Source organism: Kluyvera sichuanensis (assembly GCF_040930405.1).
Taxonomy (GTDB): domain Bacteria; phylum Pseudomonadota; class Gammaproteobacteria; order Enterobacterales; family Enterobacteriaceae; genus Kluyvera; species Kluyvera sichuanensis.
This window is the reverse complement of the sequence record NZ_CP162271.1, coordinates 728,121-745,645: the sequence shown is the minus strand read 5'-3', so window position 1 is coordinate 745,645 and position 17,525 is coordinate 728,121. Positions and strand designations below refer to the sequence as shown.

Here is a 17,525-nt window from a genome sequence, read left to right as displayed (position 1 = left end):
CCGGGCAATAGCACATTGCCCGGCGCTTTTCTTCTACCACGCATCAACGAACTTATTTAATCCAATAAAGTTACCGGTAACATCACCTGGATCAAGCAGACTGAAACATCCTGAAATAGGATTATTATTAGGTGATATTCTTACCTCACAACAAAAATACACTAGTAATTTTTAAATAGTCACAATATTCATCCAGATAAACCTCACTCTCATTCCCTTATCTACTGTGCGGCATTTCGATGTTTGCATGTCTGATTCACCGTCAGCCCCGCAGCGCTTAACAACATTATTTTGTTTTTTGTCGAGGATAATCATGCCTGTTTTTCACACGCTTCCTTTTCGGCGTAGCACCCTGGCCCTCACCATGGGGCTTGCGCTCTATGCCCTGACGCCTGTCGGGGCGAATGCTGCCGATGGCGCAGACGGCAGTGCCGCAACGCCTGATGCCAGCGCTCAGGGCGGCCAAGGTGGCGACATGGATTTAGTGACCGGTGCCGGTGGCCACGGCGGCGCAGGCGGCTCTGGAGGGCGTGGGCAGGCGAGCAGTGACGGGCAAAGCGGTGAAGCCGGTAACCTGAGCGGCAGTCAGATCGCCGCCGGTAACGGCGGGATTCACCAGGAGCCTGACCGCGTCGCCAATAGCGGTGCGGGTGCTGCCGGCGGTGGCGGTGGCGGCGGTGCGGCTGGAGCCGTAATGGACGGCACCGGACCGACACAAAACGACGGCACCATTCAGGGTGGCAACGGTGGACGCGGCGGTAACGGCGGGTCCAACACCACAGACGTTGCCGATGCGGGGAACGGCGGCAACGGCGGTGATGGCGGCGGCGGAGGGAGCGGCGTGCTGCTCACCACCAGCGGCAGTTACGACAATAGCGGGACAATAAACGGCGGTAATGGCGGCACCGGGGGGAATACCGGTAGCGCCAGCGCGAACGACAAAACCAGCAACGGTATCACTATCCATGCCGGCAGCGGCGGCGCAGGCGGTAAAGGTGGTGACGGCGTTACCGCAACGCAGGGCGGCAACGTGACGAATAGCGGCACCATTAGCGGCGGTAACGGCGCTACCGGTGGTCTGGCGGCCAACGCTAACAGCCAGCAGAACACCACGGTCACGGGCGTAGGCGGTAAAGGCGGTAAAGCCGCCAACGGCGGTAACGGCGTATGGCTCAGCGACACCAGTTCCATCACCAATAACGGCAAGATTACGGGCGGTATCGGCGGCAATGGCGGCAACGGCGGCGCGGTTGAGGCCGGACAGGGTACCGGCGTTGTCGGCTATGGCGCCATCGGTGGTAACGGCGGCAGCGGGATCACCGTGGTCAACAGCGGCACCATCACCAACCAGGTGGGTGGCGAGGTGATCGGCGGCCATGCCGGGACCGGCGGCGGCGGCAACTCCAACAGCAGCGGCCTGAGTCTCAGCGGCGGCGATGGCGGTGACGGCGGCAACGGCGGCATCGGTATCGCGCTGGAAAACGGCGGTACGGTCTCTAACTTCGGTAACGTGATCGGCGGCGCGGGCAACCGTGGCGGCGGCAGCGGTAACCTGACAACCTCCCGCGGCGGCGACTCCGGCATTGGCGGCACCGGGATTGATATTACCCAGCAGGGTAATGTGACCAACGAAACGTCCGGGAAAGTCCTGGGCGGTAAAGGCGGCGATGACTCTGCGGGCGGCGGCGGTGTCGGCGGTGTTGGCGGCACCGCCGTGAATATTACCGGCGCGGGCGATGTGCTGAACAAAGGAGAATTCACTGGCGGCGATGGCGGCGCGGGGGCCAACGCGAACGGTACCAACGCCGATGGTGGAACCGGCGGTCAGGGCGGCAACGGACTGGCCATTCACGGCCAGGGTACCGTCACCAACGCTGCCAGCGCCACGGTTCACGGCGGCATGGGCGGCACCGGCGGCGGTGGCAACGCCGGTAACGGTGGCGTCGGCGGTCAAGGAGGCAATGGCGTGCTGATTGGCGCGGGCGGTACGGTGACTAACGACGGCACGATTGTCGGCGGAACCGGGAATCGCGGCGGCGGCGGTGGTCAGGCTGACGGCGGCAGCGGCGGTGACGGCGTACATATTGAGGCTGGCGGCGGCACGCTTGATAACACCGGTACCATTACTGGCGGTAGCGGCGGCAATGCGGGTACCGCCACGGGTAGCGCGGGTGCGGGCGGCATCGGCGTGTACGGTAGCGATATGACCATCATCAACAGCGGGACGCTTCAGGGCGGGTTGAGCCAGGACGGCACCACCCGCTCCCAGGCCGTGATGTTTACCTCTGGCACCAACTCGCTAGCCCTGCATGCGGGCTACAGCGTGGTGGGCGACGTGAGCGCAGGTAACGGCGATGATACGCTGATCCTTGGCGGCGAACGTAACGCGGAGTTTGATGCCGCGAGTATTGGCGACAGCGCACAGTATCAGGGCTTCGACCATTTCAGCAAAGAGGACGGCAGCACCTGGCTATTGAAAAACAGCACCGATTTGGTTACGCCCTGGACGCTGAAAGGCGGCGTATTACAGGTTGCCAAAGCCGATAGCCTCGGCCAGGCCGGAAGCGCACTGACCTTCGACGGCGGTACGCTCCAGTTGCTCAACAACGTCTCACTGGACGCCTCACGCCCGGTTGCTATCGGTAGCGCTGGCGGTACGCTGGATACCCAGGGTTACCATTCCACCATAGATCAGGGCATCACCGGCAGCGGGAACTTCACCAAACAAGGTTCAGGGGCGCTCACACTCACCGGCGACAGCACCTTTGACGGTGAAACCACGCTTGCCGAAGGCAGTATGGATGTGACTGGTTCACTCCAAAGTACGGTAACGGCGCAAAGCGCCACCGCCCTCTCTGGTACCGGCAGCGTCGGCAGCACAACGCTTGAGGATGGCAGTTCACTGACCGTGGGTTCGCCAACCGAGAGCGATGACATCGATGCAACCTTTACGGTTAACGGTGATCTCAGCAACAGCGGCAGCGCCACGCTATCACGCAGCCTGCTGCATGTGGGCAATAAGCTGGATGTCAGCGGTAACTACCGCGGCGGCAGCGATAGCACGCTGAATCTCAATACCGTGCTAGGCAATGATACTTCGCAAACCGATCATCTCAGCATCGCAGGCGATACCTCCGGTACCACGCGCGTCACGGTCAATAACGTGGGCGGTCTCGGCGCACAGACCAATCAGGGGATTGAGGTGATTAGCGTTGGCGGACAATCCGCTGCCGATGCTTTCGTCCAGGCGAACCGTGTGGTTGCAGGCCCCTGGGATTACAGCCTGGTGCAAAAAGGGCAGAACTGGTATCTGACCTCAATCAACACCAGTCCGGTAACGCCGCAGTATCGCCCGGAGGCCGGGAGTTATCTGGTCAACCTGGCCGCCGCCAATACCCTCTTCAGCCTGGCGCTGGACGATCGTGAAGGGGCCACGGAGTACACGCCACAGGACGCGCAGCGCTCTGCCCTGGCAAGCACCTTCTGGCTGCGTCAGGAAGGCGGACAGAACCGTTCACGCGCGGCAGGCGGGCAGATTCGCTCTCGCGCCAACCGCTATGTGGCCCAGATGGGTAATGAGTTCTGGCATGGCAGCCACAACGGCGACGACCGCTGGGGCGCGGGACTGATGGCTGGTTACGGCAACGTCTCCGGGTTATCGTCCTCATCGCTGACCGGCTACCGTTCTCGCAGCCATATGGCAGGCTATAGCGTGGGTGCGTACAGCACCTGGTATCAGAACGCGGTTAGCCGACAGGGTCTGTATCTCGATAGCTGGGTGAACTACAACTGGTTTACTAACCGGGTCAACGGCGACGAATTGCAGCGTGAAACCTATAACAGCCGCGGCTTCACCGCCTCGGTGGAAACGGGCTATAACATGCTGCTGCGGGAGCAGCCACGCCAGGCAATCTATCTTGAACCGCAGGCTCAGCTCACGTGGATGGGGGTAAAAAGTCCGAACCATACCGAAGCAAACGGTACGCAGGTGAAAGACACTAGCAAAGGCAACCTGCAGTCTCGTCTGGGGATGCGCCTCTATTTACGCGGTCATCGTACCGAGGACGACGGCAAGGGACGTGAGTTCAAGCCGTACGTTGAAGCCGACTGGCTGCACAACACCCATTTTGCCGAAATCCGCATGGGCAATACGTCGATTCGTCAGGAAGGCGCGACCAACATTGCACAGCTGAAGCTCGGCGTGCAGGGGCAAATTTCCCCGTCGCTGAATCTATGGGGCGGTACCGCTGTGCAGGTGGGCGACCACAGCTATAGCGATGCGTCGATTATGATGGGGGTGAAATACGCCTTTAAATAAAAAAGCCCCACCACGGTGCAATGCACCACGATGAGGCCCTTAAGTAGTGCGACCCCGACGCGCAATGCGTTGGGGTTCATCACCCTGAAATTTTGGATAATTTAGAAGGTGTAGGTGACACCCGTAGAGAGTAACCCGGTCCAGCTCTTGTCGATCATCGGACTGTCGGTAATCTCATCGGACAGACGGGTATAACGCGCGGTACCGTAGACGCTCCAGCTGCCGGCAAAGCGATAATTAGCGCTCAGCTCCAGATACGGGTTCCAGCTGCTGTTCGGATCGTAGCTTCTCAGGCCGCTCTTCGCCGATTCGTGGTGCGAAACGCCGTAGTAGTACTGGTTCTGATTTTCGCTGTTCCACTGCACGCCGATACCTGGGGTTAACGTCAGGCCACCATTGGTGTAGCGATAAACCCATGCGGTATCCCACACAATCCCGTTGCTGTTATCCAGCGTATCGCCAGACAGCATGGTACGCAGAGAACCGTACTGCGTGTGGTGCATCCAGGAAACACCCGCCATCACGGTAGATTTACGCTTATCAAGTTTACGCAACTGGCTGTTGTCGCTGTCGCCCGGCTTGAAGTACAGCGGAGACCAGTACGCCGTGAGCGAGAGCTGATCGGTGCCATCGTTCCAAAGATAGTAGCCGCCGCCCAGACCACGGAACCAGAAGTTATCCCCTTCATAGTTGATAACCGGTACAGGGTACACATCATGGTCGTACTGCTTATATGGATGCTCAACAATCCCGACACCCGCACCCAGAGTCAGCTTACTTTCCGCCTGTACTGCGGTAGCAGAAGTGGCAATCAGGACCCCTAAAGCTAGAAGTTTGATTCGATTCACAATCTGTCATTCCTTTTTTCAACATTTCAGCGGGCTGAAGTTTACCTTTCACACCGTCTGACGACAAATTTTTTACCTGTAATATCAGAATATGACTGGTCATTATCTCGCGTAAAGATGGCAGCACGCTTGCAAATACGTGACAGCACTATGAAAGCGTAAAAAATAGTAAAAGAATTAATGCCCGTATTTTTTGATGAGTTATTGATATGTCATTGAAAATCGTTTTTCTCGCCATGCAAGTTTTGCAAATGCCATCTACGCTTAATTTTAGAAGGTGTAATCGCAGCGCACGTTACCGTTAATCGTCCGACAACCTGGCATACGGGTTGCTGGATAAGGAGTGAGCGTCGTTCGGCTTACCTCTTCCGGGAGCCCCCATTATTCATACCAACGGCTCTTAACCTGTGCTAAAAAACGAAAGGACGGCATGCCATGAATATATTCGATCACTATCGCCAGCGCTATGAAGCTGCCAAGGACGAAGAGTTCACACTGCAGGAGTTTCTTACCATTTGTCGGCAAGATCGCAGTGCCTATGCTAACGCAGCAGAACGGCTATTAACCGCTATCGGCGAGCCTGTAATGGTTGATACTGCCCAGGAACCGCGGCTTTCCCGTCTCTTTTCGAACCGAGTCATCGGGCGCTATCCGGCGTTCGAAGAATTCTACGGCATGGAAGAAGCGATTGAACAGATCGTCTCCTATTTGAAACATGCCGCCCAGGGACTGGAAGAAAAGAAACAAATCCTCTACTTATTGGGCCCGGTCGGCGGTGGTAAATCCTCGCTGGCAGAGCGTCTTAAAGCGCTGATGCAGCGCGTGCCTATTTACGTGCTGAGCGCCAACGGCGAGCGCAGCCCGGTTAACGATCACCCTCTGTGCCTGTTTAACCCGCAGGAAGACGCGCAAATTCTGGAAAAAGAGTACGGCGTGCCAACCCGCTATTTGGGCACCATTATGTCGCCGTGGGCCGCGAAGCGCCTGCACGAATTCGGCGGCGATATCACCAAATTCCGCGTGGTAAAAGTCTGGCCGTCGATCCTTGAACAGATTGCGATTGCTAAAACCGAACCGGGCGATGAAAACAACCAGGATATCTCCGCGCTGGTTGGTAAAGTTGATATCCGTAAACTGGAACACTACGCGCAGAACGATCCGGATGCCTACGGCTACTCCGGTGCGCTGTGCCGCGCCAACCAGGGGATTATGGAGTTCGTCGAGATGTTTAAAGCGCCTATCAAGGTGCTGCATCCATTGCTGACGGCGACCCAGGAAGGTAACTACAACGGGACCGAAGGGATCTCTGCCCTGCCCTTTAACGGCATTATTCTGGCGCACTCGAACGAATCCGAGTGGGTTACCTTCCGTAATAACAAAAACAACGAGGCATTCCTCGACCGTGTGTACATCGTCAAGGTGCCTTACTGCTTACGTATCTCCGAAGAGATCAAGATTTACGAGAAACTGCTTAACAACAGTGAACTGACCCATGCGCCTTGCGCACCGGGCACGCTGGAAACCCTGTCACGCTTCTCGATTCTTTCGCGTCTGAAAGAACCGGAAAACTCCAGCATTTACTCGAAAATGCGCGTGTACGACGGGGAGAGCCTGAAAGATACCGACCCGAAAGCGAAATCCTACCAGGAGTATCGCGACTACGCGGGTGTGGACGAAGGGATGAACGGTCTCTCAACCCGTTTCGCCTTTAAGATCCTGTCTCGCGTGTTCAACTTCGACCACGCCGAAGTGGCGGCGAACCCGGTACATCTGTTCTACGTACTGGAGCAGCAGATCGAACGCGAGCAGTTCCCACAGGAGCAGTCAGAGCGCTACCTGGAGTTCCTCAAAGGCTATCTGATCCCGAAATACGCCGAGTTTATCGGTAAAGAGATCCAGACGGCGTACCTCGAATCCTACTCGGAATACGGACAGAACATTTTCGACCGTTATGTCACCTACGCCGATTTCTGGATTCAGGATCAGGAGTACCGCGACCCGGATACCGGACAGCTGTTCGACCGTGAATCGCTGAACGCTGAACTGGAGAAAATTGAGAAGCCTGCCGGGATCAGCAACCCGAAAGACTTCCGTAACGAGATAGTCAACTTTGTGCTGCGCGCCCGCGCCAACAACAACGGCCGCAACCCGAACTGGACGAGCTACGAGAAGCTGCGCACGGTTATTGAGAAGAAAATGTTCTCCAATACCGAAGAGCTGCTGCCGGTGATTTCGTTTAACGCGAAGACCTCCACCGATGAGCAGAAAAAGCACGACGATTTTGTCGATCGGATGATGGAAAAAGGCTATACGCGTAAGCAGGTTCGCCTGTTATGTGAATGGTATCTGCGCGTGCGTAAATCGTCATAACCACGCTGTACCCGGTAGCGTTCGCGCTACCGGGTCTACAACAATGTCCCGTAGGCCGGTTCACTCGGCACTTACAGGCGCAGTAAGTTGGCAAAAAGCAGTTCAGGAGGGGCTATGACCTGGTTCATTGACCGGCGTCTGAACGGCAAAAACAAGAGTGCGGTTAACCGCCAGCGCTTCTTGCGCCGTTATAAAGCGCAAATAAAACAGTCGATCTCCGAGGCCATCAACAAACGTTCGGTGACCGATATCGACAGCGGTGAATCTGTCTCCATTCCGACGGATGATATTAGCGAGCCGATGTTCCATCAGGGGCGCGGCGGGTTGCGGCATCGGGTGCATCCCGGCAACGACCACTTCGTACAAAACGATCGTATCGAACGACCACAGGGCGGCGGCGGTGGTGGCGGTAGCGGTCAGGGCCAGGCCAGCGCCGATGGCGAGGGTCAGGATGAGTTCGTGTTCCAGATCTCCAAAGATGAGTATCTGGATCTGCTGTTTGAAGATCTGGCGCTGCCGAATCTCAAGCGTAATCAGCAGCGTCAGTTGACCGAGTTTAAAACGCACCGCGCGGGCTTCACCGCCAACGGCGTGCCAGCCAATATCAGCGTCGTTCGTTCGCTGCAAAACTCCCTTGCCCGCCGTACGGCAATGACGGCAGGTAAACGTCGCGAGCTGCACGCACTGGAAGCCACGCTGGATGAGGTCGCCAAAAGCGAACCGGTGCAGTTGCTGGAGGAAGAGCGTTTACGTAAAGAGATTGCCGAGCTGCGGGCTAAAATCGACCGTGTGCCGTTTATCGACACCTTCGACCTGCGCTACAAAAACTACGAAAAACGCCCTGAGCCTTCCAGTCAAGCGGTGATGTTCTGCCTGATGGACGTTTCCGGCTCGATGGACCAATCCACCAAAGATATGGCCAAACGCTTTTACATCCTGCTCTATCTGTTCCTGAGCCGGACCTATAAAAACGTCGAGGTGGTCTATATTCGCCACCATACCCAGGCAAAAGAGGTGGACGAACACGAGTTCTTCTACTCGCAGGAGACTGGCGGCACTATTGTCTCGAGCGCGCTAAAGCTGATGGATGAAGTGGTGAAAGCCCGCTACGACCCGGCGCAGTGGAACATTTACGCCGCGCAGGCGTCGGACGGCGATAACTGGGCGGACGACTCCCCGCTGTGTCATGAGATTCTGGCAAAGAAAATCCTGCCGGTGGTGCGTTACTACAGCTATATCGAAATCACCCGACGGGCGCATCAGACGCTGTGGCGCGAATATGAGCATCTGCAGCAGACGTTTGATAACTTTGCCATTCAGCATATTCGCGATCAGGAGGATATCTACCCGGTATTCCGCGAACTGTTCCACAAACAAGGCAGTGAAAAATAACGTTATTCGGCTGTCTCTTCGGAGACAGCCCCTTCTTGATGTTTGCAAAACATTTCTATCGCTAATGCATCGCTAGAGATAGCGAGCCTCCCATGTTAAAATTCCGGCTGACACGGAAGAACATTTAATTTCATCATGAAACTGCAGAATAAAATACTGCGATTTGTCATTTCATCAGGCGTTGTCATTTTGACCTCCTCCTTCCTGATTTATGAATTAATCGCCAGTCATCGGGATATGTCCGAATATATGCGATATATCGTCGATAAAGGGGAGTCGGCCTTTCTCTATGAGAAGTATCAAAACCAGCTGATCATATCGCAGTTTGCACAGAAACTGGATGAATGGCCTACCCCAGAGGCCGCCTTGCGGGCCTGCGCCAGCGTGCAGCATCGCGGCGAAGTGAACGGTCTGAACATTGACGGCGAGAGCTATTCGCTGCTGGAAGGCTCGCTCACCGCCGGAAGAACGCCCTGTGAAACATGGGTAAAGAGTCTGCCAGCCTTAGAGGCGTTTGACTCCGCTATTGAGAATAATGAAGTCTGGAAACCGATGCTGCCCGATGAAGAAGGACAGCAAAAACGTTTTCGCTATTATATTGATATCGTGAATCAATATATCTATTTCAATTCACAAGTCACTATTAACGACCCGACGTTAACCAGCTGGAATTTTCTCTACGGCGACCGGCTAGGAATATCGCCAGCGAGCCTCGAAAACTTATTCCTTGGGCGTACGGTGGTGTCGAGTATCTATATTGATACCTTTACTCATAAGAATATTTTAACGTTTTTAACACCGCTTTATCATCATGAAAACCTGCAGGGGATCGTGATGGTCGATCTGTCGCATCAGGATCTGCACGATATTCTCTATACCCGCGACCGTCCTCATTTCTGGCGCTATCTGGATATCTCCATTATTGATTCCGACAACGACGCCCATATTGTTATCCATCGCAGCGCCTCTCACCTGCTGAGCTACGTGAACTACACCCGGCCGCTGGCGGAGAACATGCGCGTAGAGCTGTCGCTGGACGTGATGTACTTCCTGTTAAGCTCGTGGAAGCTGTTCCTGTTTTATCTGGCCTCTACCGCCGCATTATTGCAGCTGGTCCGCACCCATTTCCGTCTCTACCGGACGGTCAGCAAAGAGAACATCAGCGATTCCCTCACCGGGTTATACAACCGTAAAATTCTTTCATCGGTGCAGAGCATGCGACTGCAACGCCTGACAGAACAGGGCGTGGGGATTGTGGTCATCGCCCTCGATTGCGACAAACTGAAGCAAATTAACGATACCTGGGGCCACGATGAAGGCGACCGTGCCATCATCATGCTGGCCCAGGCTATCTCCGCCACCATCCGTAAAAGCGACTATGGCGTTCGACTAGGCGGCGACGAATTTTGTATTATCCTCATCGATTACGAAGAGGCCGAAGCGAAGGTGATTACCGACAGAATTCTGGAGCAGCTGGCAATCATCGATACCGAAAACCGCGTCAGCTTCTCCTGGGGCGCCTATAAAATGCGTCTGGGGGATAATCTTGAGGAGGCGATGAAAATCGCCGACCAGCGCCTCTATCAGCATAAAAAACAGCGTAGCCGCACGCTTTCGGCGGAACACAGGAGAGAACACCATGATTGAACCCGTCGCGACCGATATCCACCAACGGCTGCTGAGCCTGCTCGACCGCCATCAGGCCCGCTATCGCGTGATGGCACACGAGGCGGTCGGTAAATGCGAAGCGGTTTCTGAAATTCGCGGCACCGCATTAGGCCAGGGAGCAAAAGCGCTGGTGTGCAAAGTGAAAGGCAACGGCGTGAGCCAGCACGTGCTGGCGATCCTCGCTGCTGACCAGCAGGCCGACCTCGCACAGTTGGCGCAGCATATCGGTGGCCTGAAAGCGTCGCTGGCAAGCCCGGCAGAAGTCGATGCCCTCACCGCCTGCGTGTTTGGTGCCATTCCACCGTTCAGCTTCCATCCATCTTTGCGTCTTATCGCCGACCCGCTGCTGTTTGACCGCTTTGAAGAGATCGCCTTTAACGCCGGTAGCCTCGAAAAATCGGTGATCCTCAATACCGAAGATTACCTGCGCATTGCCCAGCCGGAACTGGTTGCCTTCCGCCGTCACTCCTGACAGCAAGCCATTGCCGGATAGCGGCGTAACCGCCTTATCCGGCTTACCGCTATCGTTTCGATTCAGTACCGGAGACGATTCCGCTGTTTATTCGTGAAGGCAGCCCATTAATAACGGTATTGGTTAAATAATCAGGCAAATGCCTGAAATCCTCGACAAAGATTGAAAAAGACCTGTCTACGCCCCGCTTCTTGCGTACAGTAGAGTGACTTACAAGTAGCCCGGCCGAGCGCCGCGACGCCGGGCGACGAAAATGCACGCTTTTTTTCGCTTTCTGGCAAGGATTACCGCTTTATGATCGATACCACCCTACTGATCCTTCTGGGTCTGGCGGCGCTGGGCTTTATTAGTCACAACACCACCGTCGCCGTCTCGATTCTGGTTCTGATTATCCTTCGCGTCACCCCGCTCAGCACCTTCTTTCCGTGGGTCGAAAAACAAGGACTTAGCATCGGGATTATCATTCTGACCATCAGCGTGATGGCCCCTATCGCCAGCGGCACGCTGCCTGCTTCTACGCTGATTCACTCTTTCGCCAACTGGAAATCGCTGGTCGCCATCGGCGTCGGCGTATTTGTCTCGTGGCTCGGTGGGCGCGGCGTGACGCTGATGGGCACTCAGCCGCATCTGGTGGCCGGGCTATTGATTGGCACCGTGCTAGGCGTCGCGCTGTTTCGCGGCGTGCCGGTGGGGCCGCTGATTGCGGCGGGCCTGGTGTCGCTGCTTATTGGGAAGTCGTAGTCAGCGCCGCCAGATAGCGCCCCGGCGTCTGCCCAAGCCCTTTACGGAACATGGTGATAAACGCCGTGGTGGAGTCATAGCCCAACGATAGCGCCACCTGCTGGACATTCAGGCCGCGCACCAGCATTTGCAGCGCAAGGATCAGCTGCAGCTGATGACGCCAGCGACGGAAATTCAACCCGGTCTCTTTCACCACCAGTCGGGCGAGGTTACGCTCGCTCATGGCAAAGTGCTGGGCCCATTGTGCCAGCGTCTGCCACTGGGCAGGCTCGGCTTCCATAGTCTCAACCATCAGGCGAATTTTAGGGTGTGCAGACACCGGCAGCTGTAGCTGCTGCTCCGGCTGCTGCGGAAGTTCATCGAACAGCACCTGAATCAACCGCTGCGTCTCCGGCTGCTGGCGCTGTACTTCATCCCGTTGCGCCAGCGACAGAATCAGCTCACGCACCAACGGCGATATTTTCAGCGTGCAGCAGTGCGCCGGCATCTGCGCTGCGCCAGGTTCAATAAACAAAAAGCACAGTTCAGCCTGCGGCGTGGCGCGGTTGCTGTGCGGCACTTCGCCGGGAACCCACACCGCAAACTGCGGCGGCACCATCCATAAAGCGTTCTCCACTTCGCAGGTAATGGCGCCGTGTAGCGCGAGGATCAGCTGACCTTTACGGTGCTGATGCAGCGGAATGTACTGCTCCCCTTGTGCCACTTGAATCCCAAACGCCACGGCGGCATCCTGATGGCTATCCGGGTGATAGCCGCCTAATCCGAGTCCCAGCATCATTTTGTCCGATTTTAGCGATAATCTGTCATTTTAGCTTGATTTCAACAACCGCTAAAGCGGGTATTGTAGTGCTCCCACTCTTTTGTCGAGATGACTATGTCTGAAGTTACGACGTCTACCAGCCGCCGCTGGCTGCTGATTATTGGTATTTTATTGATTGCCTCGACGCTGCGCGTCACCTTTACCGGCGCCGCGCCTTTGCTCGACGCCATTCGCGATGAATATGGCCTGACCACCGCACAAACCGGGCTGTTAACCACCCTGCCGCTGCTGGCGTTTGGTCTCGTCTCTCCGCTGGCCGCCGGGGTTGCCCGTCGCATCGGTATGGAGCGCAGCCTGTTTATCGCCATGCTGCTGATTTGCGCCGGGATTGCCGTGCGATCTCTGCCGTCAGTGACGCTGATGTTTACCGGTACCGCCATCATTGGCTGCGGGATTGCGCTGGGCAACGTGCTGCTGCCCAGGTTAATCAAACGTGATTTTGCCTCGCAGGTGGCGAAGTTTACCGGCGCGTATTCGGTGACAATGGGCGCGGCGGCGGCACTCGGTTCTGCACTGGTGGTGCCGATTGCGCTCAGCGGCTTTGGCTGGCGCGGCGCGCTGCTGATGCTGATGGTCTTCCCGGTACTGGCGCTGCTGTTCTGGCTGCCACAGTGGCGGGCGGCAAAAACCACCGCGCTTTCCAGCAGCGGAGCCATGCATAACCGCGGCATCTGGCGCTCGGCGCTGGCCTGGCAGGTGACGCTATTCCTCGGCCTGAACTCGCTGGTCTACTACGTGATTATTGGCTGGCTGCCGGCGATTCTGATTAGCCAGGGCTACAGCGAAGCGCATGCCGGTTCTCTGCACGGCCTCCTGCAACTCGCCACCGCAGCCCCGGGGTTTGTGGTGCCGCTGATCCTGCATCGGATGAAGGATCAACGAGGGATCGCTATTACCGTAGCGTTGATGTGCGCCGTCAGCGCGCTGGGCTACTGGCTCTTTCCCTTACAGGCGGTGCTCTGGACGGTTATCTTTGGCTTTGGCTCTGGTGCCACAATGATTCTGGGCCTGACTTTTATCGGGCTGCGCGCCAGCTCGGCGCACCAGGCCGCGGCACTTTCGGGGATGGCGCAGGCGGTGGGGTATCTGCTGGCTGCCTGTGGGCCTCCGCTGATGGGGAAAATTCACGATGCAACCGGCGCATGGCATCTTTCGTTGATGGCGGTGGCGATCATTGCGCTGGTGATGGCGGTGTTCGGCGGGCTTGCCGGACGAGACAGAGAGATTAACGTCGAATAACACGTAGCCCGGCCGAGCGCAGCGACGCCGGGGAAATCCCGGAGTCGGCGTACCGCCTCGTCCGGGCTACTTTTTTTACTGGGCGGCGGCGTGCAGGAATGCCTGCACCAGCGGCGCCGGGCGTCCTGCCAGAGCGTTACGCTCGTGCTGGAACAGCGTCGCCACGAAGAACGGATGCGTCACCAGTTCCACCGCGCGAATATCCCCATTATCGTCCCAGCCGGTTACCCGCAGCGGCAGCGATTTCAGCGCCTCGGCGAAGTCGGCGGAGATACCGTAGTTGCAGTGATAGCCCTCTTCGATGCTGTCGCGGCCATAAGCGCGCGCAATCAGCGTATTGGCACGCAGTTCAATGGTGTCGCTCTTTTCCACCAGTGAGCAGGCCAGCGGCGCAATCACCATCCGGCCTTCGGTATCCGTTTCCGCATGAGCCGCATCTTCCCAACCCATCACGTTGCGCGCGTACTCCAGAATAGCGTGCTGGAACCCGCCGCAGGTGCCAAGGAACGGCAGGCTGTTTTCGCGGGCGTAGCGTACGGCGATTAATGCCCCTTCGGTATTCTGGTACGGGCTGGCAGGCACCAGCCAGATACCATCAAAGTCAGCGAGGCTATCGGCGCTGTGCACATCACGCGTGGCAACCCAGCGATATTCAACGGGCACTTCCAGCACTGCGGCGGCATCGTCAAGCGCCAGCGGGATCGCCTGATGAGCAATCACATCAGCGTTGTAGTCGCCCACGAGGGCAATGCGAAGAACGGGGGTCAGTGCAGAGTTTTCCATGAGAGGTCCTTATGTGCAGACGTGTCGAACGGCATAAGGAGCCTCAGACTAGCGATGTCGTCACGCTTTAGCAATACCCAGAGGGCGAACCCAGCCAATCTTTGTGGTATGGTCGAGTGGAACAAGGGAGGAAGGATATGATCCAGTGTAAACGCGTATATGACGACGCAGCACCTGACGATGGTTACCGTGTCCTGGTGGACCGGTTGTGGCCACGTGGTATCAAAAAGGAAAACCTTATCTACGATGAATGGTGCAAAGACCTTGCCCCTTCAGCCGAGCTGCGTAAGGCTTATCACGGCGAGGTTATCGACTTTGCCACCTTCTGCCAGCACTACCGCGAAGAGCTTTCGCACCATCAGGATGTCGGCCAGCGTCTGGCCGACATCGCGCAAAAGCAGGGACTAACGCTGATTTATGCCGCCGCGAACACCGCGCAAAACCACGCGCGCGTGCTGGCCGACTGGCTGAAAAATCGCTAACGCCTGAACGCGATGTCTACGGGCATCGCGTTACCCCACCAGAGCAGCCTGCTCCTGCGCCATCAGCGCATCCGGCGTTAACGGCAGCAAATATTCTGAACGCACAAAAGCGAAGCCCTGCTGCCCTTCCCCCGCGCTCACTTCACCGGTCACCAGCCATAGCGCACGCGGCGAATCGGCGGCCAGTTCTGTCATCAGCCCGTTAACCGGGTTCAGACAGCGTTCTCCTGGCTTAATCAGCGCAAACAGTTCAACACTCTTGCCGATATTGGCTCGGCCAGCGGCGGTACGGGCACCGATAATAATGGCGATGGTGCCCGGCTTCAGCGAAAACATACGTCTCTCGTTAATCAGAATTATCCTGGAGGCGCAGTGTACTGGATAAGGAATGTACTGTCATTTTTTCTGCGGATGATCGCGCCGCCACAGCGCCCACTCCTCAATCGTTTCGCCACTCGGCAGCTTGCAGAGGCTGAACTCGCCCTTAGCATTGACCTGACGAATGCTTTCACCTCCCTTCTGCTGGCAGTACACCGCAGCAGGATTAGCCATACCGATTTGTGGCGGTGGTGGTGCATCCGGCTCGGCCGATTTTGCACACCCAGCAAGCAGTAGAGGCAGTAGTAAAACGTAGCGTCTGGACATCATTTCTCCTTGGTTTCACGCTGGAATTTAGCTTTAAACTCCATAATTTCTTCAAATTAGCTACACTTTTGCGACGTAAAGTACGTCTCGTTCTCAACTGACCAGAGAACAGAACATTCCATAATCAATGAGTTATTTTTGCCCCATCTCCCCCGATGGGGCTTTTTTTTAGAGTATAACACAGTGAAATAAAAGGATTTATTTCCAGCAATGTCCACACATTGACCACATCGAACAAAAAGCCCCGCATTTGCGGGGCTTCCTTTTCTACATCCATGGTATGGATTGCTGACCATTTGGTGTCGGATGAGGTAACGCCGGTACCACTTCTCCCGGCTTGACGATGTATCGCTCGACCGTTTCAGTCGTCACAAACGTGCAGCTACAATTAATATTTGTGCACTGGTGGTAACGCTCTTTGGTGGTGTCAGTAAAGTAACGACTAGTGCGCGCGTGGGCGGCTGTATGGCATAACGGACAATGAAACATTTCTCACCTCATCGGCTGGACTCAATAACTTAATTTTAACCATATTTTACTTGAAAAACAATCAGTTACAATCACCCCTCCAACATATCACCATCTGTTTCATACTCTACATCAGATAGCATTACCTCGAGCTCCACAGCCGTCGTGAAGCCATTCCCGCCGAGATTATGGGTCACCTTGCTGATTATCCATGACTGGTCATCTATGACGCTCTTAAAGCCCGAGACCCTGACCGGCATTTCGGGATAAATATCTTCGCGACCGGTCGCCAGCATAATCGAGAACTCCGCAACGCCACGCTGCAATTTATCCCACTTCGCCTGAGCCGCGCGCATCGCTTGCGCCTTTGTCGCGTAAATGGTCGTCAGGGCGAAAACGTTGTCAGCCTCACCGGCCATGTATTCACCCTCGCGGGCTTCCTGCTCTTTCTGCTTTTTCGCCGTGGTTTTACTGCTCACCGGTTTTGCTTTCGGGTGCTGCAGCGCGCGTAAGTGCTGTTCTTTGGGCTTACGCTTCAGCTTGACCGCTTGCTTTTGCTTTGCCGGTTTCGGGTCTTTGGTGTGTAACCATTTCGCGGTTACGCCGGTGTAAGCGCCACGGTCAGCAATGGCAAACTGATGGCGGTCGCCGTCGCTGCGCTGGATAGTTATCTGAGGGATAGCTTTTCCGCTGGCCGTGGTGCCACTTCCCGCCCTGAGCATCAGCAGCTTACCGGCTTTTACCGATACCGCGCCGCCGTTACGTTCTGCTAGGCGGGTCAGGAAAACGGCGTCGGATTCCTGAGACTGGTCGATGTGCGGAATCTGGATCCCCGCGAGAGAATCCGCGACACTGGCCGTGAGTTTATTGCGCTCTGCTATCGCGTGAACTATCGCGCCGAGCGTAGTGTCGTGCCATGACTCTTCACGCCGTGAATTCAGCGTACCGCGAAAATCAGCGCTACGGGCGCGAATGGTTACCGTATCCGGCGCGCCCCGATGCTCTACCTCATCGACGGTAAATCGCCCCTTGCTGACCAGCGAGAAACCTTTCCAGCCGAGATACAATGACAGCACCGCGCCGCGAATCGGCAACGCGACAAGGCCGTCAGTATCGTCGAGCTCGATGTCGAGCTGGTCGGCCTCAAACCCCCGGTTGTCCGTCATCGAGAGGTTAATCAGTCGGTCACTGATATTGCCAGTGATATCTTTGCTTTCCAGTGTCAGCATAAAATCAGGCGTCAGGGTGGCACCCGCGCCGGTGATAATATCCAGCATCA

General features: G+C 56.4%; 15 protein-coding genes. 8 read left to right on the top strand and 7 right to left on the bottom strand.

The features are described 5' to 3' along the window. Window positions 1-313: 313 nt before the first annotated feature. Window positions 314-4,318 carry an autotransporter outer membrane beta-barrel domain-containing protein gene (locus AB2B48_RS03655; protein WP_368300829.1) on the top strand — a complete coding sequence of 1,335 codons (4,005 nt, stop codon included), beginning with the start codon at window positions 314-316 and terminating at the stop codon, window positions 4,316-4,318. A gap of 101 nt (window positions 4,319-4,419) precedes the next feature. Here the strand turns inward: AB2B48_RS03655 and AB2B48_RS03650 are convergent, their stop codons facing one another. Further along, a complete protein-coding gene (locus AB2B48_RS03650; RefSeq protein ID WP_185665961.1) occupies window positions 4,420-5,166 on the bottom strand; it encodes a MipA/OmpV family protein in 747 nt (248 codons plus the stop codon). A 435-nt stretch (window positions 5,167-5,601) separates the two neighbouring features. Between AB2B48_RS03650 and yeaG the strand changes: the two genes are divergently transcribed. From yeaG to AB2B48_RS03625, 5 genes are all read left to right on the top strand, one after another. Then, window positions 5,602-7,536 carry a protein kinase YeaG gene (gene yeaG, locus AB2B48_RS03645; protein WP_035894607.1) on the top strand — a complete coding sequence of 645 codons (1,935 nt, stop codon included), beginning with the start codon at window positions 5,602-5,604 and terminating at the stop codon, window positions 7,534-7,536. A 114-nt stretch (window positions 7,537-7,650) separates the two neighbouring features. Then, window positions 7,651-8,928 (top strand): YeaH/YhbH family protein, encoded by a 1,278-nt coding sequence (locus AB2B48_RS03640; protein WP_185665960.1) that lies wholly within the window; start codon window positions 7,651-7,653, stop codon window positions 8,926-8,928. A gap of 135 nt (window positions 8,929-9,063) precedes the next feature. Continuing rightward, the gene (gene dgcJ / locus AB2B48_RS03635) at window positions 9,064-10,575 is read left to right on the top strand and encodes a diguanylate cyclase DgcJ (RefSeq protein WP_185665959.1); all 1,512 of its coding nucleotides are present in this window, start codon (window positions 9,064-9,066) and stop codon (window positions 10,573-10,575) included. Continuing rightward, entirely contained in the window at window positions 10,568-11,068 is a 501-nt protein-coding gene (locus AB2B48_RS03630; RefSeq protein ID WP_368300828.1) for a YbaK/prolyl-tRNA synthetase associated domain-containing protein, read from the top strand. Before dgcJ ends, AB2B48_RS03630 begins: the two co-directional genes overlap by 8 nt. A gap of 294 nt (window positions 11,069-11,362) precedes the next feature. Continuing rightward, entirely contained in the window at window positions 11,363-11,809 is a 447-nt protein-coding gene (locus tag AB2B48_RS03625) for a DUF441 domain-containing protein (protein WP_185665957.1), read from the top strand. On the opposite strand, the gene AB2B48_RS03620 is transcribed toward AB2B48_RS03625, so the two are convergent. Beyond that, window positions 11,793-12,584 (bottom strand): AraC family transcriptional regulator, encoded by a 792-nt coding sequence (locus AB2B48_RS03620; protein WP_368301906.1) that lies wholly within the window; start codon window positions 12,582-12,584, stop codon window positions 11,793-11,795. The genes AB2B48_RS03625 and AB2B48_RS03620 overlap by 17 nt on opposite strands. A 99-nt stretch (window positions 12,585-12,683) precedes the next feature. On the opposite strand from AB2B48_RS03620, the gene AB2B48_RS03615 reads away from it, so the two are divergent. After that, on the top strand, window positions 12,684-13,868 hold the full coding sequence (locus AB2B48_RS03615; protein ID WP_368300827.1) for a CynX/NimT family MFS transporter: 1,185 nt from the start codon (window positions 12,684-12,686) through the stop codon (window positions 13,866-13,868). Between the two features lie 75 nt (window positions 13,869-13,943). Here the strand turns inward: AB2B48_RS03615 and AB2B48_RS03610 are convergent, their stop codons facing one another. Next, on the bottom strand, window positions 13,944-14,636 hold the full coding sequence (locus tag AB2B48_RS03610; RefSeq protein WP_333011919.1) for a CTP synthase: 693 nt from the start codon (window positions 14,634-14,636) through the stop codon (window positions 13,944-13,946). A gap of 152 nt (window positions 14,637-14,788) precedes the next feature. Here AB2B48_RS03610 and AB2B48_RS03605 point away from each other — a divergent pair, with 152 nt between their 5' ends. Then, on the top strand, window positions 14,789-15,133 hold the full coding sequence (locus tag AB2B48_RS03605) for a DUF488 domain-containing protein (protein WP_185665954.1): 345 nt from the start codon (window positions 14,789-14,791) through the stop codon (window positions 15,131-15,133). Between the two features lie 30 nt (window positions 15,134-15,163). On the opposite strand, the gene AB2B48_RS03600 is transcribed toward AB2B48_RS03605, so the two are convergent. The 4 genes from AB2B48_RS03600 to AB2B48_RS03585 form a co-directional block, all read right to left on the bottom strand. Continuing rightward, window positions 15,164-15,469 (bottom strand): hypothetical protein, encoded by a 306-nt coding sequence (locus tag AB2B48_RS03600; protein WP_185665953.1) that lies wholly within the window; start codon window positions 15,467-15,469, stop codon window positions 15,164-15,166. 60 nt (window positions 15,470-15,529) lie between these two features. After that, window positions 15,530-15,781: a DUF333 domain-containing protein gene (locus AB2B48_RS03595; RefSeq protein ID WP_368300826.1), complete on the bottom strand. Its 252-nt coding sequence runs from the start codon at window positions 15,779-15,781 to the stop codon at window positions 15,530-15,532. Window positions 15,782-16,045: 264 nt separating this feature from the next. Next, window positions 16,046-16,267 (bottom strand): DNA-binding transcriptional regulator, encoded by a 222-nt coding sequence (locus AB2B48_RS03590; RefSeq protein WP_368300825.1) that lies wholly within the window; start codon window positions 16,265-16,267, stop codon window positions 16,046-16,048. A 71-nt stretch (window positions 16,268-16,338) separates the two neighbouring features. After that, window positions 16,339-17,523 carry a phage late control D family protein gene (locus AB2B48_RS03585; protein ID WP_368301905.1) on the bottom strand — a complete coding sequence of 395 codons (1,185 nt, stop codon included), beginning with the start codon at window positions 17,521-17,523 and terminating at the stop codon, window positions 16,339-16,341. Between the last annotated feature and the right edge of the window lie 2 nt (window positions 17,524-17,525).